Consider the following 23,430-nt stretch of genomic DNA (forward strand, 5'->3'; position numbering starts at 1 on the left):
GGGGCTCAGGCTCCTTGCGGGTGAGGGTGGTCTTCGGGCACGTCGAGAAGACGGTCGATCTCCTTCTCCCCGTACCCGAGTTCGGCGAGTATGGCCCTGTTGTGCTGGCCGAGGGTGGGCGGGGCGCTGCGCACGGGCGGGCGCCCGCCGCGGAACGTGACCGGGAACGCGACCTGCTGGAGCGGTCCGGCATCCGGGTGGTCGACCTTCTGCACCATGTCGAGCGCGGCGGTCTGCGGGCAGTCGTAGACCTCGTCGAGGGTGCGGATGGCGGCGACGGGCACGCCGAGCGGCTTCAGCAGGCCGGTCCAGTGGGCGACGGGCTCGTCGACGAGGACGGACTCCAGCTTGGCGTTGAGGGCCGTGCGGTGGGCGACCCGGTCGCGGTTGGCCGCGAAGCGCGGGTCGTCGGCCCACTCCGGGTGGCCGAGGGCGGTGACCAGGCGGCGGAACAGGGCGTCGTTGCCGACCGCGATCACGAAGTGGCCGTCGGCGGCCGGGTACGCCTGGTACGGGACGAGGCTGGGGTGGCCCGAGCCGAGCCGGGTGGGGCGCTCGCCGGTGGCGAAGTAGCCGGTGGCCCAGTTGATGTGCAGGGCGAGCTGGGACTCGTACAGGGAGGTCGTGACGTACTGGCCGAGGCCGGTGCGCTCGCGTTCGACGAGGGCCGCGTTGACGCCGATGAGGCCGAACAGGGCGGCGCCGAGGTCGCCCATCGCGTATCCGGCCTTGACGGGCGGTCCGTCGGGTTCGCCGGTGAGGGACATCAGGCCGGCGCTCGCCTGCGCCACCATGTCGTAGCCGGGTTCGTCGCGCAGGGGTCCGGTGTCGCCGAACGCGGAGATGTGCAGGATGACCAGGCGCGGGTAGCGCGCGCTCAGCTCCTGGTAGTCGAAGAGGCGGGCGAGCGAGGAGCCCGGGCGGAAGTTCTCGACCATGACGTCGGCGTCGGCGAGCATCCGGTGCACGGCCTCCTGGCCGCCCGCGGACTTGAGGTCGAGGGTGACGGAGCGCTTGTTGCGGTTGGCCGCCAGGTAGTACGTGGCGTCGGGGCCGTTGAAGGGCGGGCCCCAGGCGCGGGTGGGGTCGCCGCCGTCGGGGTGCTCGACCTTGATGACGTCGGCGCCGAGGTCGGCCAGGGACATGGTGACGTACGGCCCGGCGAGGATCTTGGAGAGGTCGACGACCTTCATGCCCGCGAGGGGGGCGGGGCTCTGGTCAGGCACGGTCGTTCTCCCGGAGGTCGTCGAGCGGGACCCGTCCACCATCCGCCAGTTCGGCGAAGTGGTCCAGGGCGGGGCGGGGCAGCGCGGCCGGGTCGCCCTCGTCGAGCAGGGTGCTGTAGCAGCGGGCGACGAGGAGGGCGCGGCCGTCGCCGGTGGTGCGGGTCTCGTGGTCGGCCTGGTCGTGCAGGAGGGTCTCCATGACGGCGCGGGTCAGCTCGTCGGCGTACCGGCCGATCCGCATCTCCTGTTCTTCGCCCGGGAGCTGGAGGAGCGCGTCGCCCTTCTTGCGCAGGAGTTCCCAGCGGGCGCGGGTGGCGGGCCGGTCGCCGTAGGTGTCGGCGAGGGTGGCGTGGGCGTTCTGGCGGCGCATGCAGCGCAGCACGTCGAGGGCGATGACGTTCGAGGAGCCCTCCCAGATGGAGCCGAGGTGGGCGTCGCGGACCAGGCGCGGATTGACCCAGTCCTCGATGTAGCCGTTGCCGCCGCGGATCTCCATGGCCTCGCCGGTGACGGTGCGGGCCCGCTTGCACAGGGTGTGCTTGGCGAGCGGGGTGAGGACGCGGACCAGCGCGCGGGCGTCGGCGTCCCCGTCGTCGGCGGCGCTCAGCCGGGCGGCGGCCTCGATCACCAGGTGCAGGGCGGCTTCCGTGTCGAGGATCATCGGGAGCAGCGTGGCCCGCATGAGCGGCTGGTCGAAGAGGGGCTTGCCGAAGACGTGGCGGGTGCGGGTGTGGTCGATCGACTCGCGGACGGCGCGGCGCATCAGGGCGGTGGCGCGCATGGCGTTGGAGAGGCGGGAGACGTTGAGCATCTCGGCCATCTGCCGGAATCCGTCGGTGAGTTGACCGACGGGGGTGGCGTACGCCTCTTCCAGGGTGACCTCGCCGCTGGCGATGGACTTCGAGCCGAGTTTGTCCTTGAGGCGGTCGATGCGGATCGCGTTGCGGGTGCCGTCGGGGCGCAGGCGCGGGACCAGGAACATGCCGAGGCCGCGGGTGCCGTCGCCCTGGCCGGGGACGCGGGCGAGGGTGAGGATCACGTCGGCGGACGGGTTCGAGGCGAACCACTTCTGCCCCGTCAGCGTCCAGTGGGTGCCCTGGTCGGTGGCGACGGTCTCCGTCAGTCCGACGTCCGTGCCGCCCTGCTTCTCGGTCATGAACATCGCGCCGGTGGCGCGGAGTCCGGGGTCGGTGGAGGACAGGGCGGCTATCTCGTCGGCGTACCGCTCGGGGTCGAACAGGCGCAGGATGCGGGCGGCCGAGTCCGTCATGGAGAGCGGGCAGGCCATGCCGAACTCGGACTGTACATAGAGGTACGAGAGGGCGTACTTGACGGTGTGCGGGACCTTCGTGGGCCAGCCGAGGACGCCGGGGCGGTGCGACATCGCGGCGAGCCCGAACCGCTCGTAGGCGAGGGAGGCGGCCTTGTCGTGGGCGGGGTGGAAGGCGATCTCGTCGACGCGGGTGCCGTCGGGGGCGTACTGCACAAGCCGCGGCGGGTTGGCGTCGGCGAGGGCGGCCTGCCGGTCGAGGTCGCCCGCGGCCAGCTCGCCGAGTTCGGCGAGGAGGGGTTCGACGCGGTGACGATCCTCTGCGGTCAGGACGCGGTCGAGGAGGGGGCGCAGGGCGGGGTCGCGGTCGGCGAAGTTCATGGCAGGCAAGGGTGGCTCCGGTCAGGCGGGTTGTGCGGCACGGGAGGTGGCGGGTTCGGTGGCGCGGTCGCCGGTGCGGGCGAGCAGCGGCAGCACACCCGCGAGGGTGATCGCGGTGTAGCCGAGGCCGAGGGCGACGACCGGCCAGATCGAGCCGGAGGCGTTCAGCAGGTACTGGGAGACGATCGGCGCGGTCCCGGCGAAGAGGGTCGTGCACAGCTGGTACGACAGGGACATGCCGGTGTAGCGGACCTCGACGGGGAAGACGCGGGCGAGGATGCCGGCGAGCGCCGCGTAGTACATGGCGTGCGGGAAGGTGGCCAGGCCCATTCCGAGGACGGCCAGCCAGAAGTTCCCCGTGCCCACGAGCACGAACATCAGTGGCAGCACGACGAATTCGGGGAGCAGCATCCACAGCACGGCTTTGCGTACGGGCCACTTGCTCGCGAGGACGGCGCCGAAGGGCTGCACGATCACCTGCACGACGAGGGCGAGCGAGATGACCGTGAGGAAGGAGGTCCGGTCGAAGTCCAGGTCGGAGGTGGCCCAGGACAGGGCGAACGTCGTCTTCACGTAGGTGATGGCGACGCCGGCCGTGCCCGCGATGACGCCGAGGAAGACGAGCATCGGGTAGCGGGTGAGCACGGTCTTGATGGGGAGCTTGACCGGCTTGTTGCGGGCGAGGGCCGCCTGCATCTCCGGGGTCTCGGCGAGCTTGAGCCGGATGAACAGGCCGACGGCGACGAGCACGGCGGAGAACAGGAACGGCACGCGCCAGCCCCACGACTCGAAGGCGGCGTCGGGGAGTTGGGCGATGCCGAGGAAGGCCAGCGTGGCGAGCAGGTTGCCGACCGGGGAGCCCTGCTGGGCGAAGGCGCCGTAGAGGAGCTTGCGCTTGGGCGGGGCGTACTCGGTGGCGATGAGGACAGCGCCGCCCCATTCGCCGCCCATGGCGACGCCCTGGATCATGCGCAGCAGGACGAGCAGGACCGGTGCGGCCGCGCCGATCTGGCCGTAGCCGGGCAGCAGGCCCACGCAGAACGTGGCGCCGCCCATCATCGTGAGCGTCACGACCAGGGCCTTCTTGCGGCCGTACTTGTCGCCGAAGTGCCCGAAGACCAGGCCGCCGAGGGGGCGGGCGAGGAAGCCGACCCAGAAGGTGGCGAACGCGGCGAGGGTGCCGACGGCCGGGGAGGCGTCGGCGAAGAAGATCTTGCCGAGGACCAGCGCGGAGGCCGATCCGTAGATGTAGAAGTCGAACCACTCGATGGTGGTGCCGACGAAGGCGGTGACGCCGGCGCGGCGGGCGTCACGGGCGAGCCCGGGGTCGGGCGGGGCCGGGGCGGCGGGCACGGCGGGGGTGTCGTGCTGCATGCGAGCGTCCTCTCGTTGCGGCAGGTCCCGCGGCGGAGGGCGACGGCAGTGAAGGGGTACAGGCGGGGACACCGAGCGGCCCGTCCTCGCTCCGTCGCGAGACGTGGATCACTCTGCACCGCGCCATTAGGTGGTGTCCAAGACCAATAACGGGCCCGATTAAGACGTCATCCGGCATGATCCGGTGCGTCGGGCGGCGTCGGCAGCACCTCTTCCGCCACCTGCAGCACCGCTTCGAGAGCCGCCGAGGGATTGCCCGTGCGCCAGCCGAGGGCGATCGGCAGCACCGGCACGTCGTCCCCGGCGAGCGGCCGGAAGACGACGTGCTCCAGGTGGATGTTGCGGGCGGACTCGACGACGACGGCGACACCGACGCCCGCGCCGACCAGGGCCAGCATGTTGTACGAGTCCGGGGCCTCCTGCGCGATCCGGGGCGCGAACCCGGCGTCGTGGCAGGCCTGCACCATCGCCTCGCGCACCGCCGACTCGCGGGAGAGCGGGAACGTCACGATGGGCTCCCCCGCGAGCTCCCGCACCGGCACCTCGGCGCGCCCGGCGAGCGGATGGCTGTCGGGCAGGGCGAGCACGAGCCGCTCCATGCGCACGACGCGGGCGGTGATGCCGCGCCGCACCGGCAGGGCGACGAAGCCGATGTCGAGGCTGCCGTCGGTGACCCGGCGCAGCGCCTCGCCGGTGTACGTCTGGCCCTCCAGGACCAGCTCGATACCGGGGAGCCGGGAGGTGACGGCGCGGGTGAGCAGGGGCAGCGCGGAGTAGCTGCTGGCCCCGGCGAAACCGACCGTGACCCGGCCGACCTCGCCGAGGTGGGCGGCGCGCACGGTGCGGCGTACGGCGGAGGCGTCGGCGAGCAGCCGCCGGGCCGGCTCCACCAGGGACTGCCCGGCCGGGGTGAGGCGGACGGTGCGGGTGGTGCGGTCGAAGAGCTTGACCCCGAGGTCGCGTTCGAGGAGCTTGATCTGCTGGCTGAGCGGGGACTGGGCCATGTGCAACCGCTCGGCGGCCCGCCCGAAGTGCAGTTCCTCGGCGACGGCCACGAATCCGGTGAGGTGTTTCAGCTCCACGGGGCCGACCTTACGCACCGGGGTCCTGGCCCTGGGATCCGCCACCGCCGAACAGGCCTCAGTCCCGCGGCAGCCCCAGGATCCGCTCGGCCACCACATTCAGCTGCACCTGCGTCGTCCCGCCCGCGATCGTCAGGCACCGGGACAGCAGGAACCCGTGCAGCGCCCGCTCGCCCGGCCCCTCGCGGAGCGCTCCCGCCGGGCCGAGGAGTTCGAGGGCCAGTTCGGCGACCTTCTGCTGGTGCGGGGTCTGCACCAGCTTCCTGACGGAGGCCCCGGCACCCGGCTCCTCCCCCGCGACCTGCTGGATCGTGGTGCGCAGGCCGATGCAGCCGAGCGCGTGCGCCTCCGCCGCGAGGGCCCCGATCCGGGCCCGGTACGCGCCGTCCAGGTCACCCGCTCGCGCCAGGAGCGCCTCCAGGCCCGTGTCGAAGGTCAACTGGTCGGCCATGTGGACCCGTTCGTTGCCGAGCGTGTGCCGGGCGACCCGCCAGCCGTCGTCGACCTCGCCGACCACCGCGTCGGCGGGCAGCAGGACGTCGTCGAAGTAGACCTCGTTGAAGAGGGAGTCGCCGGTGATCTCGCGCAGCGGGCGGATGTCGATGCCGTCGGTGTGCTTCATGTCGACGAGGAAGTAGGTGAGGCCCTTGTGCTTGGGGGCCTCGGGGTTGGTGCGGGCCAGGAGGATGCCGTGGTCGGCCCACTGGGCGGCGCTCGTCCACACCTTCTGGCCGTTGATCCGCCAGCGCCCGTCCTCGGTGCGTTCGGCGCGGGTGCGCAGTGAGGCGAGGTCGGAGCCGGCGCCCGGCTCGGAGAACAGCTGGCACCACAGGAGGTCGCCGCGCAGCGTCGCCGGGAGGTAGTGGTCGCGCTGCGCCTCGGTGCCGTAGGTGAGGAGGGAGGGGACGACCCAGGTGGCGATGCCGAGGTCGGCGACCTTGACCCCGGCCGCCTTCAACTCCTCTTGTACCGACAGCTGTTGGACCGGCCCGGCGCCCAGTCCGTACGGCGGCGGCAGGTGCGGGGCGGCGTAGCCGGTCGGCGCCAGGGCGCGGCGGGCGGCGGCCGGGTCGAGGCCGCGCACCCCGTCGATCACCGCCCGGGCCCGCTCCCGGTGGGCGTCCGCCTCGGCGGGCAGCGCGAACCGCAGCTCGCGGCGGGCGCCCGCTTCGGCGAGCCGCACCGCGCGCAGCCGGTGCGCGTCCCCGGCGCCGAGCAGCTGCCGGGCGACGACGGCCCGGCGCAGATACAGGTGGGCGTCGTGCTCCCAGGTGAAGCCGGTGCCGCCGAGGATCTGGATGCAGTCCTTGGCACAGCCGTACGCGGCGTCGAGGGCGGTCCCGGCCGCCAGCGCGGCGGCGAGCGCGCGGACCTCGGCGGGGCTGTCCTCGTCGAGGGCCCGCGCCGCGTCCCACACCAGGGCGCAGGCCTGCTCGACCCGGACGAGCATGTCGGCGCAGAGGTGCTTGACGCCCTGGAACTGTCCGATGGGGCGGCCGAACTGCTCGCGTACTTTGGCGTGTTCGGCGGCGGTGTGCAGGGCCCAGGCGGCGGTACCGCAGGCGTCGGCGGCGAGCAGGACCGCGGCGAGATCACGGACGAGGGCGCTGTCCACGGCGAGGATCCGGTCCGCGGGGACGACGGCGCCCGCGGCGACGGCCTCGGCGGTGGACCGGGTCGGGTCGGCGCCGTCGTGCGGCCGCACGGTGAGGCCGGGGGTGCCGGCGTCGACGGCGGCCCAGACGACGCCGTCGTCGGTCGTGGCGCCGAGCAGCAGCAGGTCGGCGTCGCAGCCGGTGAGCACGGGCGGCGCGGCCCCGTCGAGGACCAGCCCGTCGGGCCCGGCGGCGGCGGTGAGCCCGCCGGGGCCGAACGCGACGGCGCCGATCCGCTCACCGGCGGCCAGCGCCCCGGCGAGTTCGTGCCGTCCCGCCCGCCGCAGCACCTCCGCCGCCAGCACGGTGCCCACGTACGGGCCGGGCAGCGCCGCCCGGCCCGCCTCCTCGACGACCACCGCGAGGTCGAGCAGGGTCCCGCCCCCGCCGCCGTACGCCTCCGGCAGGTGCACCCCGAGCAGGCCCTGCCCGGCGAGCCCGTCCCAGTAGGGCGGGCGGTGGCCGGGTGCGGCCGGGGCGTCGAGCAGCTTGCGCACCTTCTCGGGCGGCACGGCGCGGGCGATCCAGCCGCGCGCGGCGTCCGCGAGTTCCCGCTGTTCCTGCGTGATGGCGATCCCCATGCGGCGCACGGTAGAACACGTTCCAGTAGAGCGGAAGACCGAATCTGACGCCAAGTCAGAAACTCTCTTCACCGGATGGCTGTGTAATGAAAAGGTCAAGGTTCCCGGTCGTACGACGATCGTCGGAATAGTCGCCTCGGGAAACAGGTTCGAGCTACACACAACCTGCCCGCACGCCGACGTACGCGCGCCCACCGCTGTACGCGCACCTTCGCCGTTCCCGAGACCGCCTTCCGGAGGCCCTCCGTAATGTCCCAGCCGACGACCACTCCTCGCCGAACAGGCGGCGTCGTCCCCGTCCTCGCCTTCGCCGGCATCGTCGTCGCGGTCATGCAGACCCTGCTCGTGCCGGTGATCAAGGACCTGCCCGAGCTGCTGAACACCGCCCCCTCCAACGCCACCTGGGTCCTGACCGCGACCCTGCTCGCCGGCGCCGTGTCCACGCCGATCATGGGCCGCCTCGGCGACCTCGCGGGCAAGCGCCGGATGCTGCTCGCCAGCCTCGCGATCATGGTCGTGGGCTCCCTGATCTGCGGCTTCACGGACAACCTGCTCGTGATGATCGCGGGCCGCGCCCTGCAGGGCTTCGCCATGGGCGCCATCCCGCTCGGCATCGGCCTGATGCGCGACATGCTGCCGCCCGAGAAGCTCGGCTCGGCCATGGCGCTGATGTCCTCCTCGATCGGCGTCGGCGGTGGCCTCGCGCTGCCGCTGGCCGCGCTCGTCGCCCAGCACGCCGACTGGCACGCGCTGTTCTTCGGCGCCGCCGCACTCGGCGTCGTCTCGATCGTCCTCACCCTCGTCTTCGTGCCCGAGAGCCCGCTGCGGGCGCAGGGCAGCTTCGACGTCGCGGGCGCGCTCGGCCTCTCGCTCGGCCTGGTCCTGCTCCTGCTGCCGATCACCAAGGGCAGCGACTGGGGCTGGGGCAGCGGCACCACGCTCGGCCTGTTCGCCGCGGCGGTCGTCGTGCTCCTCGGCTGGGGCGCGATGGAGCTGCGCCTGAAGGCCCCGCTGGTCGACCTGCGCACCACCGCCCGTCGCGAGGTCCTGCTCACCAACCTCGCCTCGATCATGGTCGGTGTCGCGTTCTACGCGATCTCCCTGGTCCTGCCGCAGCTCCTCCAGCTGCCGTCCGCCACCGGCTACGGCCTCGGCCAGTCGATGGTCGTCGCCGGTCTGTGCGTGGCGCCGCTCGGCCTGACCATGATGTTCACGGCCCCGGTCTACGCCCGCCTGTCGGCCCGCTTCGGCCCGAAGGTCACGCTGATCCTCGGCATGCTGATCATCGCGATCGGCTACGGCGCCGGGCTCGGCCTGATGAGCGCCGCCTGGCAGACGATCGTGATCTCGGTGGTCGTGGGCGCGGGCATCGGCCTGGCCTACTCCTCGCTGCCCGCGCTCATCATCGGCGCGGTCGACCCGTCCGAGACGGGCGCGGCCAACGGTCTCAACACCCTGATGCGCTCCATCGGCACCTCGGTGTCGTCGGCGGTCATCGGCATGGTCCTCGCCAACACCGCGCACCACGCGGGCGGCGTCGCGATCCCGACCATGCACGGCTTCCGCATCTCGTTCCTGATCGCCACGGCCGCGGTCGCGATGGGCGTCCTGCTCGCCCTGTTCCTGCCGAAGCGCCGCGCGGCGACCGCCCGGCAGCACGTCCAGCTGCGCGCCTCCAGCGAGGAGGACGCCAACCTGGCGCGGGCCGAGGAGGCCCTCGCCCACTTCCGCGGCCAGGTCCTGGACCCGGCGGGCCTGCCCGTCGCCCACGCCAAGGTCACCCTGATCGACCGCCGCGGCCGCCAGGCCGGTGCCGCGCTGACCGACCTGGAGGGCCACTACGCCCTCGACGTCCCCGAGGGCGGCTCCTACGTCCTCGCGGTGACGGCGGCGGGCCACGCGCCGCGCGCCTCGGCCGCCACGCACCACGGCGAGAACCGTCCGGTGCGGGTGGATCTGGCACTGCAGGCGGTGGCCGAGCAGGCCGTACCGGCTGCGCAGTAGGTCGACGGGGGCTTCGGGCGGCCCTGGAGAAGACGCGTCGCGCGCTTGCGCGGCGCGTCTTCTCGCTGTCCGGGGGCTTATTGCGCGGCGGCGCCATCCAAGGGCACATGACCGCCAACCCGGAAACCGTTCGGGAAGCGAGCCTTCGTTGCGCTAGCTTGCAGGTCACAGCCCTCTCCGTGGAGGACTCGGCAGCGCTGATCAGGCACGTACTGGAGGATCGTTATGGGCAGCCCGCAGGATCCGACCAACGCCCAGTGGCGTAAGTCCAGTTACAGCGGCAACACGGGCGGAGACTGCATCGAAGTCGCCGCCCCCACCGGCACCGTAGCCATCCGTGACTCCAAGGACCCCGGCCGGGGCCACTTCCAGGTCACCCCAACCGCATTCGGCGCGTTCGTGGCCGCCGCCGCCCGCGGACGCATCTAGCGCCTAGGAACGCACGTCGAACCGGGGCTCCCCCTTAAGGAGCTCCGAGACATCCGCACCGACGGCCAGCTCAAGAGGCGCGGCGCCCCGCCGGAACAGGCGGGCGTCACGCGCGCCCTCGACCGTGGCCCGCTCCCCCGCCACCCGCAGCCAGGACCCCTCGCGGAGCCCGAGCACCGGCACGTCGTTCTCCTCCAGGAACTCGGTCAGCCGCTCCTCGCGGGTCTCGCCCTTGTGCGTGGAGGCCGGGTCCGGGTCGAGGTAGTGCGGGTTGATCTGGAACGGGACGAGGCCGAGCGTCTCGAAGGACGGCGGCTGCACGATCGGCATGTCGTTGGTCGTGCGGAGCGTCGGCGCGGCCATGTTGGTGCCGGCACTGGCACCCATGTACGGCAGGCCGTCGCGCACCGCCTTGATCACCGCGTCCCGCAGGCCGGTGCGGTAGAGCGCGCTCAGCAGCCGGAAGGAGTTGCCGCCGCCGATGAACACCGCGTCCGCAGAGGCGAGTTGGCCCAGCGGGTCGCCGCCCTCGTGGACGCCGTGCACCTCGATCCCGGCCCCTCCCAGCGCGCCGCGCACCTTCGCGGTGTACGCGTCGTGGTCGGCGAGCGCGTACGGGACGAACGCGAGGCGGGCCCGCGCCGGCAGGAATCCGGTGACGGTGTCCAGGGCGTGGGCGAGGTAACCGCGGCCGTACTGGGTGGAGTTGGAGAGCAGCAGCAGGTTCATGAAGGGGTGGCTCCTATCAACAGGGTGGTGCGGATGATCACTTGGTGCCCGTGGCCCGGCGGCGGCGCTGCGGCGGGTGCGTGAGCCGCTTCTCCAGCAGGGCGGCCGCCTTGCGCAGCACGTCGAGCCGGTCGTCGGGCCCCTCCGGGAAGCGCTCCTTGGCGGCGCCGAGGCTGAGGCTCCCGTACGGCTCGCGCCCCAGGAACACGGGGACGGCGACCGTGCCGATCCCGGCGTCGTACTCGCCGACCGTCCACGCGTAGCCCTGGGCGCGGACGGCGAGGAACTCCCGCTCCAGCTCGTCCGGGTCGGTGACCGTGCGGTCGGTGAAGCGGGCCATCGGGCGGCCCCGGAAGAGCCGGTGGCGCTGGTCGTCCGGCAGGTACGCGTAGTACGACTTGCTGGTGGCGCCCGCGTGCGCCGGGTACAGCTCGCCGACCAGCGGGTAGTAGCGCAGCGGCCCCTCCTCGCCCTCGACGGCCGCGACGCAGCGCATGTGGAAGCTGTCGGGGAGGCAGAAGAGGACCGTGTCGCCGGTCGCGGCGCGCAGCTCCTCCAGGACCGGTCCGGCCAGCAGCTCCAGGGAGCCCGAGCGCTCCCAGAGCCTGCCGAGCCGGAGGACCGCCGGGCCGATGCGGTAGCGGCGCGTCGCCGGGTCCGAGACCAGGAAGCCGCGTCCCGCCAGCGTCGACAGCAGCCGCTGCGCGACCGAGGTGTCCCAGCCGAACTCGGCGGCGACCTCCGTCACGCCCCAGTCGGGCCGGGTCCGCTCGAAGGCGAGCAGCACCAGCAGGGCACGGTCGACGGTCTGCAGCGCGCCGGCCGGGGTCTTCCGGTCGAGCGGGATGTCCGCCACGCCATCTCACCATCCAGACCTTAATTGCAAATAACGGGAAACAGTTGCCGACAACGCTAACGGATCCCGAATCTACTGTCAGCACCGGTGGGAACCGCGACCGGTCGCCTGGCACCGCTCCGAGCAGTCGGCGCGGCAAGCAGTGAGAGGGACTCGCATGTTGAAGTACGTCCTGGACATCGTCGATCTGCTGGACGACCCCGACGCCGACGGCAAGCGCGCCGTCTCCTACCTCGATTCGCTCGCGGGCCCGGCGGGCTCCGGCGCCGAGGTGACCACCGTGGAGGGCGAGCGCGGCTCGACCGACTTCGTCCTCGTCCGCATCCCGGGCACCGAGGGCCGCAGCCGGGGCGGCAGCGCCCGCACGCTCGGTGTCGTCGGCCGCCTCGGCGGCGTGGGCGCCCGCCCCGAGATGACGGGCCTGGTCTCCGACGCGGACGGCGCGGTCGCCGCGCTCGCGACGGCCGCCAAGCTCCTCGACATGCGCCGCCGCGGCGACGTGCTCGACGGCGACGTCGTCGTCGCCACGCACGTCTGCCCGGACGCGCCGACCGCCCCGCACGACCCGGTGCCGTTCATGGACTCGCCGGTCGACATCGCGACGATGAACCGGCACGAGGTGACCGCCGACATGGAGGCCGTGCTCTCCATCGACACCACCAAGGGCAACCGCATCATCAACCACAAGGGCCTCGCCCTGTCCCCCACCGTCAAGGAGGGGTGGGTGCTGCGGGTGAGCGAGCAGCTGGGCGAGCTGCTCGCCGTCGTCACCGGTGAGCCGTTGGTCACGTACCCCGTGACCACGCAGGACATCACGCCGTACGGTAACGGTGCACACCACATCAATTCGATCCTCCAGCCGGCCACGGCGACCGCCGCCCCGGTCGTCGGCCTCGCGGTCACCTCGGCCGCGGCGGTCCCCGGCTGCCAGACCGGCGCCAGCCACGAGACCGACATCGCGGCCGCGGCCCGGTTCGCCGTCGAGACCGCGAAGGCGTACGGCGGCGGGCGCCTCGACTTCCACGACGCGGTGGAGTTCGACGCCCTCGTGAGCCGTTACGGCTCGCTCACCCACCTGCAGACCCTCGGCAACGCACCCTCGGAGTCGTGACGCCATGGCCACCACCAAGAAGAACGTGGGCAGTGACGACTACGCGCTGTCCAGAGTCCCGCGGGACAAGCGGCTCGGCTTCTGGACGATGCTGCTCCAGTGGCTCGCCCAGTCCGGCTCCATCTCGCAGTTCACGCTCGGCGCCACCATCGGCGTCGGCATGACCTTCGGCGACGCCTTCCTCGCCTTCACGCTCGGCGCGGTCATCCTCGAAGTGGTCATCTTCCTGATCGGCTTCGCGGGGATGCGGGAAGGCCTCGCGACACCCCTGCTGACCCGCTGGGTCGGCTTCGGGCGCAACGGCTCGGCGCTCGTCAGCTTCGTCATCGCGGTCAGCCTCGTGGGCTGGTTCGGCGTGCAGAACACGATCTTCGGCAACAGCGTCTCGTCGCTGGTCGGCGGCCCCGCGTGGCTGTGGTGCATCGTGGCGGGCCTCGCCATCACGGTCCTGGTGATCTTCGGCTTCCGCTACATGGCGGTCTTCGCGAAGATCGTCACCCCGCTGTTCTTCGCGATGGTGGCCTGGTCCGTGATCGACGCGCTCAGCGAGCACTCGATCGGCGACCTGATCAGCTCCCCGCCGCCGGGCCAGGCCATCCCGCTGTCCGTCGCCGCCACCGCCATCGCGGGCGGCTACATGACGGGCGCGATCGTCGCCCCGGAGATGACCCGCTACAACAAGAAGGGCAGCCACGTCTTCCTGCAGACGGCGTCCTCGATGATCCTCTCCGAGTACATCGTGGGCCTGACCGGCGTGCTCCTCGGCCACATGGTCAAGAGCAACGAGGTCTCGCAGATCGTGCTCTCCACGTCCGGCGTCTTCGGCGTCCTCGTCGTCCTGATGTCGACCGCGAAGATCAACGACTGGAACCTGTACGGCTCCTCGCTCGGCGTCGTCAACTTCTTCCAGGTCGTCTTCAAGAAGCGCCTGCACCGCGGCGCCGTCACCATCGCCCTCGGCATCGCGGGCACCGTCCTGTCGGCGGTCGGCATCATGACCCACTTCACCGACTTCCTGACGGTCCTCGGCGTGGCCATCCCGCCCATCGGCGGCATCGTCGTCGCCGAGTACTGGGTGGTGCGCCGCATGCGCAGGCCGCTGGACGAGACCCGCGAGGCCGGCACCCTGCCGACGACCTCGCCGACCTGGGTGCCGATGTCCCTGGCCATCTGGGCCGCCGCGTTCTGCGTCGGCAAGTTCTACGACGGCGGCATCCCGGCCCTGAACTCCCTCGCCACCGCCTTCGTCCTCTACACCGTGCTCGGGCTGCTCGGCTGGATCAGGACGTACGGCACGACCACCCTGGCCGACGACGAGGAGTCCGTCCCCGTCGCCGCCGAGCAAGCCCCCGTAGGAGCGGCATGACCACCCTTGCTTCCGAGGACGCCCAGCGCGAAGTCGTCGAACTGTGCGCCGAGTTGATCCGCTTCGACACCTCCAACCCGACCAGCGACGAGCGGGCCTGCGCCCGCTGGGTCGAGGACAAGCTGGCCGAGGTCGGCATCGCGTCCGAGTTCGTCGAGAGCGCGCCGGGACGGGCCAGCGTCATCGCCCGCATCGAGGGCGCCGACCGCTCGCGCGGCGCCCTGCTCGTGCACGGACACCTCGACGTCGTACCGGCCGACGCGGCCGAGTGGCAGGTCCCGCCGTTCTCCGGCGAGATCCGCGACGGCTATCTGTGGGGCCGCGGCGCCATCGACATGAAGGACACGGTGGCCGTGATGCTGGCCACCGCCCGCCACTTCGCCCGTACGGGCACGAAGCCGTCCCGCGACCTCGTGCTCGCGTTCCTCGCCGACGAGGAGGCAGGGGGCAAGTTCGGCGCGCACTGGCTCGTCGAGCACCGGCCCGACCTGTTCGCGGGCGTCACGGAAGCCATCGGTGAGGGCGGCGGATTCTCGTACGCGCTCGACGACACCCGGCGCCTCTACCCGATCGAGAACGCGCAGCGCGGCATGGCGTGGATGGAGCTGACCGCGACCGGGCGGGCGGGCCACGGCTCCTCCCCCAACGACGAGAACGCGGTGACCGACCTCGCCGAGTCCCTCACCCGCATCGGCCGCCACACCTTCCCCGTCCGTCTCATCGAGCCGGTCCGCGCCCTGCTCCAGGAGGCCGCCGACCTCCAGGGCGTGACGGTCGACTTCGAGGCGGAGGACCTGGACGCGGAGCTGGCCAAGCTGGGCCACGTCGCGGACTTCATGCAGGTGGTGCTCCGCAACTCCGCGAACCCCACCATGTTCACCGCCGGCTACCAGACCAACGTCATCCCCGGGAAGGCGACGGCCCGCGTCGACGGCCGCTTCCTCCCCGGCCACGAGCAGGAACTCATCGACGCCATCGACGCGTTGCTCCTCCCGTCCGTCTCCCGCGAGTGGGTCAACCACGACATCGCCATGGAGACGACGTTCGACGGTCCGCTCGTCGACGCCATGTGCGCGGCCGTGCGCGCCGAGGACCCGGACGGCCACCCGGTCCCGTACTGCAACCCGGGCGGCACCGACGCCAAGGCCTTCACCCACCTCGGCATCCGCTGCTTCGGCTTCAAGGGCCTGAAGCTGCCCGCCGACCTGGACTACGGACGCCTCTTCCACGGCGTCGACGAGCGCGTCCCGCTGGAGGGCCTGCGGTTCGGGGTACGGGTGATGACCCGCCTGTGGCAGGGCTGCTGAGCGGGCGCTCGGCGGCGTACGGCAGCATGGGCGGCATGACCACTTCAGGGAGCACCCCGGCCCCGGACGTCCTCGCCGCCTTCGAGAAGGCGAAGGGCTTCATGCCGCTCGACGAGGGGCTCGCGCTGTACGCCGCCGCCGTCGAGGCGGCGGCCCTCGGCCTGCCGCTCCTGGAGGTCGGCACGTACTGCGGGCGCTCCACGCTCCTGCTCGCCGACGCGGCCCGCGCCGCCGGGGTCACGGCACTCACCGTCGACCACCACCGGGGCAGCGAGGAGCAGCAGCCGGGGTGGGACTTCCACGACCCGGAGACCATCGACCCGGTGGTCGGGCTCATGGACACGCTCCCCACGTTCCGCCGCACGCTGCACGCGGCGGGCCTGGAGGACCACGTGGTCGCGCTCGTCGGGAAGTCGCCCCAGGTCGCGAAGGTCTGGGGCGGAGCCCTCGGCCTCGTCTTCATCGACGGCGGCCACACCGACGAGCACGCCACCGCCGACTACGAGGGCTGGGCCCCGCACGTCGCCGACGGCGGGCTGCTCGTCATCCACGACGTCTTCCCGGTCAAGCACGACGAGTGGACGGGCCAGGCCCCGTACCGCGTGTACCGGCGGGCCCTCGCGTCCGGCGCGTTCACCGAGGTCTCGGAGCGCGACTCGCTGCGCGTCCTGCGCCGAACCGGCGCAGGGATCTGAGCGCGCGGTTAAGGTCGGGAACGTGTCGTACGTAGGTCCGGAACCTGATGGCTTTGATGACTTCTACCCCGATGGCGACCCGGGTCGCAAAGGCGGCGGGCGCCGGTTCCGCGGCCGCCCGGTGCTCGTCGGCATCGCCGTGCTCGTGCCGACGGCGCTCGCGGCTTGGCTGGTGTGGCAGGTCGTGAGCGGCCCCCGCGACAGCGGGCCGTCGAGGATGCTCCCCGGGGGAGCGGCCTCGACGTCCGCGGCCGGTACGCCGTCGGCTCCGGACGCGAAGGAGCCGAGCGCGTCACCTTCGAAGTCGGCCCCGTCGAAGACCCCCTCGAAGCCGGCCGCGTCAAAGACTTCCTCGAATCCGGCGGGCGGTGGTTCGGGCCCCCTCAAGGGCAAGGTCGTCGTCATCGACCCGGGTCACAATCCGGGCAATTTTCAGCACACGGCCGATATCAATCGGAAGGTGAACGTCGGCAACGCCTCCAAGGAGTGCGACACCACCGGCACGTCCACCAACGCCGGTTACACCGAGGCCCAGTTCACGCTGGACGTGTCGCGCCGCCTGCGCACCCTCCTGGAACAGCAGGGCGCCACGGTGAAGTTGACGCAGGACGGCGACCGGTCCTGGGGCCCCTGTGTCGACGAGCGCGCCCGGATCGGCAACCAGGCGAAGGCCGACGCCGCGATCTCCCTCCACGCGGACGGCTCCGCCGCCGGCAACCGTGGCTTCCATGTGATCCTTCCCGCATCCGTGCACGCGGGAGGCGCCGACACCCGTCGGATCGTCGCCCCGTCACGCGACCTCGGCGAGCGCGTCGCGGGCAAGTTCCTCCAGGTCACGGGCGAGCCCCCGTCGAACTACATCGGTGGCGGCACGGGCCTGGACACCCGCTCCGACCTGGGCGGACTCAACCTGTCGAGCGTGCCCAAGGTCTTCCTCGAATGCGGCAACATGAGGGACACGCAGGACGCGGGCCGGCTGACCTCCGGCGCGTGGCGGCAGAAGGCGGCCCAGGGCATCTCTGAGGGAATCGTGAGTTTCCTGCGCGGGTAGGTGTCACCCTGTGGATCTCGGCAGACACCCACAGGACACGGACGATAGTGTCCTCCGTACGATGAGGGGCCACCCCCGCGCATGGCGCCGCCTCCTCCGACGACGAGACGACTGACGAAGGACCTGAAGTGAATATCCGCTCCCTCACTCGAGGCGACGGCGTGGTGATCGGAGCAGCGGTGTTGCTGTTCATCGCCTCGTTCCTCGATATCTACTCGATCGACGGCGCGCCCGACAGCGTCGACCTCCCGAACTCGTGGAGCAGCGGCCCGCTGCTGATGAGTGTTGTCCTTTCGGGCATCATCGGCGCGGTCCTCATCGTCGTCTCCCGGGGGCTGCCGCAGCCGACCAAGGTGGCCGGTCTCGACCTCGGCCAGTTCGGTGTCGCGGCGACCGTGTTCGCCGCGTGGGGCGCGCTCGGCAACATCTTCGACCCGTCCGGCGGCGCGAACAATGTCGGCACCAGCAGCAGCGGCGGTCCCGACGCGGGTATCGGCGCCATCCTCGCCCTCATCGCCACCCTGATCATGGCCGCCGCCGCGATCGCCACCCCCCTGGTCCCGGCCCTCAAGGCCGCCCTCCTCGGTGCCCCGCGCCCGCAGCAGCCGCAGCCCTACGGCGGTCAGCCGCAGGGTGGTTACGGCTACCCGGGCGCCCAGCAGCCCGGCCAGCCGTACGGTCCGCAGCCGGGTCCGGGACAGCCCGGTCCGGGACAGCCCGGCCCCGGCCAGCACTTCGGCGGTCAGCCGCAGCAGGCCGCCGCCGCCCCGGCGCCGCAGCCCTCGCAGGGCGGGCAGCCCGCCTCCGACTTCTCGCCGTTCTGGTTCGCCGTTCCGGTGCCGCGTCCGCTGTACGCGGAGGACGGCTCACCGACGCCGATCGCCGAACTGGCGCCGGGTACCTGGTACTTGGCCGTCGAGCAGCGCGGCCCCGGCCTCGTCGCCCAGACGCAGGACGGCCGTCGTGGCGTCCTCCAGGACACCACCGGGATCCAGCGCGGCTGATCCCTCGCGCCGTTTGAAGGCCCCTCGCCCACCTTCCGGGCGAGGGGCCTTTCGCGTACAGTCGCACCCGGAACCTGACTGACCGTCAGATCGTTGTCGCCACAGGGGGCTCGTATGCGGCTCGGACTCGCACTCGGCTACTGGGGACGCGGCCCGAACCCCGACCACCTGGACCTCGTCCGCGACGCCGAGGACCTGGGCTACGACTCGGTGTGGACCGCCGAGTCCTGGGGCAGTGACGCCTTCACCCCGCTGACCTGGTTCGCCGCGCACACGAGCCGGATCAGGCTCGGCACCGCCATCGCGCAGATGGCGGCCCGCTCCCCCACCACGACGGCGATGCACGCCCTCACCCTCGACCACCTCTCCGGCGGCCGGATGATGCTCGGGCTCGGGCTGTCCGGGCCGCAGGTGGTGGAGGGCTGGTACGGCCGCCCGTTCCCGAGGTCGCCCCTGACCGCCACCCGTGAGTACGTCGACGTCGTGCGGCAGGTACTGCGGCGCGAGGGCCCGGTCGAGAACGACGGACGCTTCCACGCCCACCCGTACCGGGGCGAGGACGGGACCGGGCTCGGCAAGGCCCTCAAGCCCATCACGCACCCGCTCCGCGCCGACCTGCCGGTCCTGCTCGGCGCCGAGGGCCCGAAGAACATCGCGCAGACGACCAGGATCGCGGACGGCTGGCTGCCGCTGTACTGGTCGCCGACCCGGACGGACGTCTACGAGGCGTCGCTCACCGAACTGCCGGCGAACTTCATGATCGCGCCCATGGCCCGGGCGAAGGTCTGCGACGACGTCGCCGAGGGCCTGCTGCCCGTCAAGGCCATGCTCGGCTTCTACATCGGCGGCATGGGGCACAGCACCCGTAACTTCCACGCCGATCTCATGGCGCGCATGGGGTACGAGGCCGAGGCGCGCCGCATCCAGGAACTGTTCGCCGAGGGGCGGCGCGAGGAGGCGGTGCTCGCGGTGCCGGACGCGTTCGCCGACGAGATCTCGCTCGTCGGCCCGCGCGCCCGTATCGCCGAGCGGCTGGAGGCGTGGCGCAAGGGCCCGGTGACGGACCTGCTGCTCCTGTCACCGGACCCGGACACCTTGCGCGTCCTCGCGGAGCTGAACTCCTGAACCGCCCGCCCCTCAGGAGCCCTTGGTCAGTTCGGACGCGGACGGCACCTTGTCCGTGACCGTCGCGCCCGCGTCCTTGCCGGCGTTCTTCACGTTGTTGATGATGTCGTCGAAGGACGAGGCGACCGAGTCGACGCCGTCGCCCTTGCGCAGCTTGCTCGGCAGGTCCTTGAGCGCGTCGATGCCGGCGGAGAGCGGGGCGACCGCCTTGGAGAGCGTGGGGTCGCCCTCGGCGTTCTTCACCGCGGCCTTCAGCCGGTTGTAGGTGAGCGCGCCCGCGAGGCCCGCCTTGACCAGCGCGAACTTGCGTCCGTCCGCGCCGCTCTTGAACTTGCCGGCCCGCCACGGCTTCACGATCCACTGGTAGGTCGCGCCGGCCGCGATGCTCGCGTTGGCCACGAACCGGGTCTTGGCGAGCTTCTGCCGCTCGGCCGAGCTGGTGGCACTGGGGTTGGCCGTCGCGTCCTTGTCGTCGCCACCGCACGCGGTGGTGCCGGCGAGCAGGGTGCCGCACATGAGGACGGCCACGACCATGCGCCGTACGGGAAGGGGGAAGCTGAGCACCGCGGTACCTCCGGGGTGGGACTGCACACTTCCCCGCAGCGTCACCCGCTGCGCACACCGCCGCCACTCGAGCGCCATCGTCCGGGTTTCATCGAACGGGTTGCGGTCAAACGGAGACTATGTCATCTACTCGCGGCAACAGCGCGGCCCGAGCCATCGTGGTCGTCGCCGACATCATGGCGCTGATACTCGGTCTGTGGATCCTGATGTACCTGCTCGATGCCAACCGCGGCAACGACCTGGTCCAGTTCATCCACGATGCGGCCAACTGGCTGGCCGGCTGGTCCTACGACCTGTTCACCTTCGACGAAGCCTGGGCCCGCGTGGTCGCCGGATACGGTCTGGCCGCCGTCGTCTACCTGGCCGTCGGCCACGCCATCGCGGGCCGGCTGCGCTAACAGCAGTCCGGCTCGACGCCGGACGGCAGCTGCTCCCCACCGAACACCGAGCACGTCGCCTCGTCGCCCCCCAGGGCGGCGACGGCGAGGAGCACGGACCCGGCCGTCCAGGTCGTGAGTTCCTCGGGCCAGACGGCCCGGTCCTCGAAGACGTAACCGGTCCAGTACAGGCCGGTGCGCGGATCGCGCAGGTGCTGGATGTCCTGCAGGATCGTCAGCGCGCGGTCGGACTCCCCCATCGCCCACAGGGCGAGGGCGAGTTCGGCGCTCTCGCCGCCGGTCACCCACGGGTTGGGCACGACGCAGCGCACGCCGAGCCCCGGCACCACGAACCGCTCCCAGTCGCCCTCGATCCTCGCCTTCGCCTCGGCGCCGCGCAGCGCGCCGCCGAGCACCGGGTAGTACCAGTCCATGGAGTAGCGGTCCTTGTCGAGGAACCGCTCGGGGTGACGCCGGATCGCGTGCCGCAGCGCGCCGACGGCCAACTCCCAGTCGGGTTGCGGCTCTTCGCGCTGGTCGGCGATGGCGAGCGCGCAGCGCAGCGCGTGGTGGATCGACGAACTGCCGGTCAGCAGCGCGTCGTCGACGGCACTGCCGTCCAGCTCGCGCTTCCAGCCGATCTGGCCGCCGGGCTGCTGCAGCCGCAGCACGAACCCGACCGCCGCGCACACCACGGGCCACATGCGGTCCAGGAACGCGTCGTCGCCGGTGGAGAGGTAGTGGTGCCAGACGCCGACGGCCACGTACGCGACGAAGTTGGTCTCGCGGCCGCGGTCGGTGACGTCGTGCGGGTCGCCGTCGTGGTAGGCGGCGTACCAGGACCCGTCCTCGTTCTGGTGCCGGGCCAGCCACGCGTAGGCGCGCTCGGCCGCCTCGTGCTCGCCGGCCACGTCGAGCGCCATGGCGGCCTCGGTGTGGTCCCACGGGTCGAGGTGGTGGCGGCGGAACCACGGGATGGCGCCGTCCGGGCGCTGCACGGCCAGTATGCCGCGCACCGTGTGCGCTGCCTGATCAGCCGTCAGTACGCCGTCCAGTACGAGGAGTTCGGTCCGCTCGGGGCTGCTCACTCAGCGGCCCCGCTGGCCTTCGGCAGGTGCGGCTTGGTGGCGTAGGCGACGAAGCTCTTGCCGACGACGGGGTTGAGGAGCTGCTCGGCGACCCGGGTCAGGGCGGGCTTCTTCATGATGTCCCAGACCAGGAGCTTGTGGTACGCCTTCACCGGCAGCGCCTTGTCGTTGTCGACGCCGAACGCGCACTTGAGCCACCAGTAGGGGCTGTGCAGGGCGTGCGCGTGGTGCGTGCCGTAGGGCTTGAGGCCCGCTTCCCGCATTCTGCCCAGCAGTTCGTCGGCCTTGTAGATGCGGATGTGGCCGCCCTCGACCTCGTGGTACTCGTCGGACAGCGCCCAGCAGACCTTCTCGGGGCCGTAGCGGGGCACGGTCACGGCGATGCGCCCGCCGGGCTTGAGGACGCGCACCATCTCGGCGAGCACGCCCTTGTCGTCGGGGATGTGCTCCATGACCTCGCTGATGATGACGACGTCGAACGACTCGTCGGGGAAGGGCAGTTGGAGCGCGTCGCCCTCCATCGCGGTGGCCGTGGCGCCCGCGGGGGCCTCACCGGCCTCCTTCATGGCGGCGAACCACTTGGCGACCTCGGCGATCTCCTCCGCGTTCTGGTCGAGCGCGACGACCTGCGCCCCGCGCCGGTAGCACTCGAACGCGTGCCGTCCGGCCCCGCACCCGAGGTCGAGGACGCGATCGCCCGCGGCGAGCGGGAAGCGGGTGAAGTCGACGGTCAGCACGTGGCCCTGCTTTCCTGGGGGGTTTCCTGGTGAGGTCGTACGGAGATGCCGGGGGCGGCGTCGATCGAGGCACGGTACAGCTCGGCCGTGCCCTGCGCGGCCCGCGCCCAGGTGAACCGGTCGAGGACGCGGGCGCGGCCCGCGGCGCCGAGCCGGGTGCGCAGGGCCGGGTCGCCGAGCAGCCGGATCAGGGCCGCCGCGAGGGCGCCCGGGTCGCCGGTCGGCACCGCGAGGCAGGTCTCTCCGTCGGGGCCCGCGACCTCGGGGATCGCGCCTCCGGTGGTGGCGACGAGCGGGGTGCCGGTGGCCATGGCCTCGGCGGCGGGCAGCGAGAACCCTTCGTAGAGCGAGGGGACGCAGGCGACCTGCGCGGAGCGCACCAGGTCGACGAGCTCCTGGTCGCTGATGCCCTTGACGAACTCGACGGCGCCCTCCAGCCCGTACCGCTCGATGGCCTGGGCGACGGGCCCGTCCTCGGCGCGCTTGCCGACGACGACGAGATGCGCGTCGGGCTGCTCGGCGCGCACCTTGGCGAGCGCCTCGACGAGGTACACGAGTCCCTTGAGGGGGACATCGGCACTGGAGGTGGTGACGATCCGGCCGGGCACTTCCGGTACGGCCGGATTCGGCGAGAAGAGGTCGGTGTCGGCGCCGATGTGGACGACACTGATCCGGCTCTCGCGCACGCCGAGGTGCTGGACGATCTCGTCGCGGGAGGTGCCGGAGACGGTGAGCACGGACGGCAGGCGGCGCGCGACGCGCTTCTGCATGCGCGTGAACGCGTACCAGCGGCGCACCGACATCCGCCGCTTCCAGGTCTCCGCGGCGTCCAGCTCCAGCTGCCGGTCGACGGTGATGGGGTGGTGGATGGTGGTGACGAGCGGGGCGCCGATCGCGGCGGGTCCGCCCAACAGGCCGTATCCGAGGGTCTGGTTGTCGTGCACGACGTCGAACGCGCCGCGCCGGGCGCGCAGATGGCGGCGGGCGCGCAGCGAGAAGGTCAGCGGTTCGGGAAACCCGCCGGTCCACATGGTGCCGACCTCGACGGCGTCGACCCAGTCGCGGTACTCGTCCCTCTTGGGGGTACGGAAGGGGTCGGGGCTGCGGTACAGGTCGAGACTCGGCAGCTCGGTGAGGGAGAGACCCTCCAGGTCCTCGCCCGCGTCGAGCACGGGGTACGGCTGGGAGCCGATGACCTCGACGCGGTGCCCGAGCCGGGCCAGCTCCCGGGACAGGTGCCGTACGTACACACCCTGGCCACCGCAGAACGGGTTGCCCTTGTACGTGAGGAGAGCGATGCGCAACGACTCCGCGGTCACTCCAGGCCACCCTTCTCCCTGCTTGCCCGTGGACACTGGACACTACGTGGGGACGCTAATCTAGAACAAGTTTCAGACTTGATCGTTCAATGAGCACCG

The 23,430-nt window shown here is 71.9% G+C and carries 21 protein-coding genes and 1 pseudogene; 11 read left to right on the forward strand and 11 right to left on the reverse strand.

The window, feature by feature from the left end:
• Positions 1 to 5: 5 nt before the first annotated feature.
• The 5 genes from ACVHNB_RS32170 to ACVHNB_RS32190 all read right to left on the reverse strand — a co-directional run bounded on the left by ACVHNB_RS32170 (position 6) and on the right by ACVHNB_RS32190 (position 7,569).
• Positions 6 to 1,226 (reverse strand): CaiB/BaiF CoA transferase family protein, encoded by a 1,221-nt coding sequence (locus ACVHNB_RS32170; RefSeq protein ID WP_456226457.1) that lies wholly within the window; start codon positions 1,224 to 1,226, stop codon positions 6 to 8.
• The gene (locus ACVHNB_RS32175; RefSeq protein WP_456226458.1) at positions 1,219 to 2,877 is read right to left on the reverse strand and encodes an acyl-CoA dehydrogenase family protein; all 1,659 of its coding nucleotides are present in this window, start codon (positions 2,875 to 2,877) and stop codon (positions 1,219 to 1,221) included. The genes ACVHNB_RS32170 and ACVHNB_RS32175 overlap by 8 nt, the downstream gene beginning before the upstream one ends.
• Before the next feature lie 21 nt (positions 2,878 to 2,898).
• Positions 2,899 to 4,251 carry an MFS transporter gene (locus tag ACVHNB_RS32180; RefSeq protein WP_456226459.1) on the reverse strand — a complete coding sequence of 451 codons (1,353 nt, stop codon included), beginning with the start codon at positions 4,249 to 4,251 and terminating at the stop codon, positions 2,899 to 2,901.
• 167 nt (positions 4,252 to 4,418) lie between these two features.
• Positions 4,419 to 5,333 carry a LysR substrate-binding domain-containing protein gene (locus ACVHNB_RS32185; protein WP_428955005.1) on the reverse strand — a complete coding sequence of 305 codons (915 nt, stop codon included), beginning with the start codon at positions 5,331 to 5,333 and terminating at the stop codon, positions 4,419 to 4,421.
• A gap of 58 nt (positions 5,334 to 5,391) precedes the next feature.
• Positions 5,392 to 7,569, reverse strand: coding sequence for an acyl-CoA dehydrogenase (locus ACVHNB_RS32190; RefSeq protein WP_428955004.1), 2,178 nt, complete (start codon positions 7,567 to 7,569; stop codon positions 5,392 to 5,394).
• A 249-nt stretch (positions 7,570 to 7,818) separates the two neighbouring features.
• Here ACVHNB_RS32190 and ACVHNB_RS32195 point away from each other — a divergent pair, with 249 nt between their 5' ends.
• From ACVHNB_RS32195 to ACVHNB_RS32205, 3 genes and pseudogenes are all read left to right on the forward strand, one after another.
• Positions 7,819 to 9,573: an MFS transporter gene (locus tag ACVHNB_RS32195; RefSeq protein WP_428955003.1), complete on the forward strand. Its 1,755-nt coding sequence runs from the start codon at positions 7,819 to 7,821 to the stop codon at positions 9,571 to 9,573.
• Between the two features lie 95 nt (positions 9,574 to 9,668).
• A pseudogene (locus tag ACVHNB_RS32200) lies at positions 9,669 to 9,839 on the forward strand (XRE family transcriptional regulator); the annotation flags it as partial.
• Entirely contained in the window at positions 9,799 to 10,002 is a 204-nt protein-coding gene (locus ACVHNB_RS32205) for a DUF397 domain-containing protein (protein ID WP_428955002.1), read from the forward strand. The pseudogene ACVHNB_RS32200 and the gene ACVHNB_RS32205, both read left to right, overlap by 41 nt.
• 3 nt (positions 10,003 to 10,005) lie before the next feature.
• Here the strand turns inward: ACVHNB_RS32205 and pepE are convergent, their stop codons facing one another.
• Complete coding sequence (pepE, locus tag ACVHNB_RS32210) at positions 10,006 to 10,731, reverse strand: dipeptidase PepE (RefSeq protein WP_456226460.1); 726 nt, start codon at positions 10,729 to 10,731, stop codon at positions 10,006 to 10,008.
• Positions 10,732 to 10,768: 37 nt separating this feature from the next.
• Positions 10,769 to 11,587 (reverse strand): IclR family transcriptional regulator, encoded by an 819-nt coding sequence (locus ACVHNB_RS32215; protein WP_428955000.1) that lies wholly within the window; start codon positions 11,585 to 11,587, stop codon positions 10,769 to 10,771.
• Positions 11,588 to 11,744: 157 nt separating this feature from the next.
• Between ACVHNB_RS32215 and ACVHNB_RS32220 the strand changes: the two genes are divergently transcribed.
• The 7 genes from ACVHNB_RS32220 (at position 11,745) to ACVHNB_RS32250 (ending at position 19,246) form a co-directional block, all read left to right on the forward strand.
• Positions 11,745 to 12,698, forward strand: coding sequence for a DUF1177 domain-containing protein (locus ACVHNB_RS32220; protein WP_428954999.1), 954 nt, complete (start codon positions 11,745 to 11,747; stop codon positions 12,696 to 12,698).
• 4 nt (positions 12,699 to 12,702) lie between these two features.
• The gene (locus tag ACVHNB_RS32225) at positions 12,703 to 14,064 is read left to right on the forward strand and encodes a cytosine permease (RefSeq protein ID WP_456226461.1); all 1,362 of its coding nucleotides are present in this window, start codon (positions 12,703 to 12,705) and stop codon (positions 14,062 to 14,064) included.
• The gene (locus ACVHNB_RS32230; RefSeq protein ID WP_456226462.1) at positions 14,061 to 15,371 is read left to right on the forward strand and encodes a M20/M25/M40 family metallo-hydrolase; all 1,311 of its coding nucleotides are present in this window, start codon (positions 14,061 to 14,063) and stop codon (positions 15,369 to 15,371) included. Before ACVHNB_RS32225 ends, ACVHNB_RS32230 begins: the two co-directional genes overlap by 4 nt.
• 26 nt (positions 15,372 to 15,397) lie before the next feature.
• Complete coding sequence (locus tag ACVHNB_RS32235) at positions 15,398 to 16,066, forward strand: class I SAM-dependent methyltransferase (RefSeq protein ID WP_428957675.1); 669 nt, start codon at positions 15,398 to 15,400, stop codon at positions 16,064 to 16,066.
• A gap of 22 nt (positions 16,067 to 16,088) precedes the next feature.
• On the forward strand, positions 16,089 to 17,117 hold the full coding sequence (locus ACVHNB_RS32240; protein WP_456226463.1) for an N-acetylmuramoyl-L-alanine amidase: 1,029 nt from the start codon (positions 16,089 to 16,091) through the stop codon (positions 17,115 to 17,117).
• A gap of 128 nt (positions 17,118 to 17,245) precedes the next feature.
• Complete coding sequence (locus ACVHNB_RS32245; RefSeq protein WP_456226464.1) at positions 17,246 to 18,121, forward strand: hypothetical protein; 876 nt, start codon at positions 17,246 to 17,248, stop codon at positions 18,119 to 18,121.
• Between the two features lie 114 nt (positions 18,122 to 18,235).
• Complete coding sequence (locus tag ACVHNB_RS32250) at positions 18,236 to 19,246, forward strand: LLM class F420-dependent oxidoreductase (RefSeq protein ID WP_456226465.1); 1,011 nt, start codon at positions 18,236 to 18,238, stop codon at positions 19,244 to 19,246.
• 12 nt (positions 19,247 to 19,258) lie between these two features.
• Here ACVHNB_RS32250 and ACVHNB_RS32255 read toward each other — a convergent pair whose 3' ends face one another.
• Positions 19,259 to 19,780 (reverse strand): hypothetical protein, encoded by a 522-nt coding sequence (locus ACVHNB_RS32255; RefSeq protein WP_428957674.1) that lies wholly within the window; start codon positions 19,778 to 19,780, stop codon positions 19,259 to 19,261.
• A 149-nt stretch (positions 19,781 to 19,929) separates the two neighbouring features.
• Between ACVHNB_RS32255 and ACVHNB_RS32260 the strand changes: the two genes are divergently transcribed.
• Complete coding sequence (locus ACVHNB_RS32260) at positions 19,930 to 20,208, forward strand: hypothetical protein (RefSeq protein WP_428954993.1); 279 nt, start codon at positions 19,930 to 19,932, stop codon at positions 20,206 to 20,208.
• Here the strand turns inward: ACVHNB_RS32260 and ACVHNB_RS32265 are convergent.
• Genes ACVHNB_RS32265 through ACVHNB_RS32275 form a run of 3 tightly spaced genes read right to left on the reverse strand, consistent with a single transcriptional unit; the run spans position 20,205 to position 23,331 of the window.
• A complete protein-coding gene (locus ACVHNB_RS32265) occupies positions 20,205 to 21,275 on the reverse strand; it encodes a prenyltransferase/squalene oxidase repeat-containing protein (RefSeq protein WP_428954992.1) in 1,071 nt (356 codons plus the stop codon). The two genes, ACVHNB_RS32260 and ACVHNB_RS32265, sit on opposite strands and share 4 nt — an antisense overlap.
• On the reverse strand, positions 21,272 to 22,012 hold the full coding sequence (locus tag ACVHNB_RS32270; RefSeq protein WP_428954991.1) for a class I SAM-dependent methyltransferase: 741 nt from the start codon (positions 22,010 to 22,012) through the stop codon (positions 21,272 to 21,274). Before ACVHNB_RS32270 ends, ACVHNB_RS32265 begins: the two co-directional genes overlap by 4 nt.
• On the reverse strand, positions 22,006 to 23,331 hold the full coding sequence (locus ACVHNB_RS32275; RefSeq protein WP_456226466.1) for a glycosyltransferase family 4 protein: 1,326 nt from the start codon (positions 23,329 to 23,331) through the stop codon (positions 22,006 to 22,008). The genes ACVHNB_RS32270 and ACVHNB_RS32275 overlap by 7 nt, the downstream gene beginning before the upstream one ends.
• Positions 23,332 to 23,430: the final 99 nt, after the last annotated feature.

The organism is Streptomyces sp. YJ-C3 (genome assembly GCF_053891275.1).

Bases quoted from the DNA above. Each gene is read 5' to 3' on its own strand.
- ACVHNB_RS32230 (WP_456226462.1), top strand. From the start codon at position 14,061: ATGACCACCCTTGCTTCCGAGGACGCCCAGCGCGAAGTCGTCGAACTG.
- ACVHNB_RS32205 (WP_428955002.1), top strand. From the start codon at position 9,799: ATGGGCAGCCCGCAGGATCCGACCAACGCCCAGTGGCGTAAGTCCAGT.
- ACVHNB_RS32250 (WP_456226465.1), top strand. From the start codon at position 18,236: ATGCGGCTCGGACTCGCACTCGGCTACTGGGGACGCGGCCCGAACCCC.
- ACVHNB_RS32255 (WP_428957674.1), bottom strand. From the start codon at position 19,780: ATGGTCGTGGCCGTCCTCATGTGCGGCACCCTGCTCGCCGGCACCACC.
- ACVHNB_RS32190 (WP_428955004.1), bottom strand. From the start codon at position 7,569: ATGGGGATCGCCATCACGCAGGAACAGCGGGAACTCGCGGACGCCGCG.
- ACVHNB_RS32225 (WP_456226461.1), top strand. From the start codon at position 12,703: ATGGCCACCACCAAGAAGAACGTGGGCAGTGACGACTACGCGCTGTCC.
- ACVHNB_RS32175 (WP_456226458.1), bottom strand. From the start codon at position 2,877: ATGAACTTCGCCGACCGCGACCCCGCCCTGCGCCCCCTCCTCGACCGC.
- ACVHNB_RS32235 (WP_428957675.1), top strand. From the start codon at position 15,398: ATGGGCGGCATGACCACTTCAGGGAGCACCCCGGCCCCGGACGTCCTC.
- pepE (WP_456226460.1), bottom strand. From the start codon at position 10,731: ATGAACCTGCTGCTGCTCTCCAACTCCACCCAGTACGGCCGCGGTTAC.
- ACVHNB_RS32195 (WP_428955003.1), top strand. From the start codon at position 7,819: ATGTCCCAGCCGACGACCACTCCTCGCCGAACAGGCGGCGTCGTCCCC.
- ACVHNB_RS32180 (WP_456226459.1), bottom strand. From the start codon at position 4,251: ATGCAGCACGACACCCCCGCCGTGCCCGCCGCCCCGGCCCCGCCCGAC.
- ACVHNB_RS32220 (WP_428954999.1), top strand. From the start codon at position 11,745: ATGTTGAAGTACGTCCTGGACATCGTCGATCTGCTGGACGACCCCGAC.
- ACVHNB_RS32260 (WP_428954993.1), top strand. From the start codon at position 19,930: ATGTCATCTACTCGCGGCAACAGCGCGGCCCGAGCCATCGTGGTCGTC.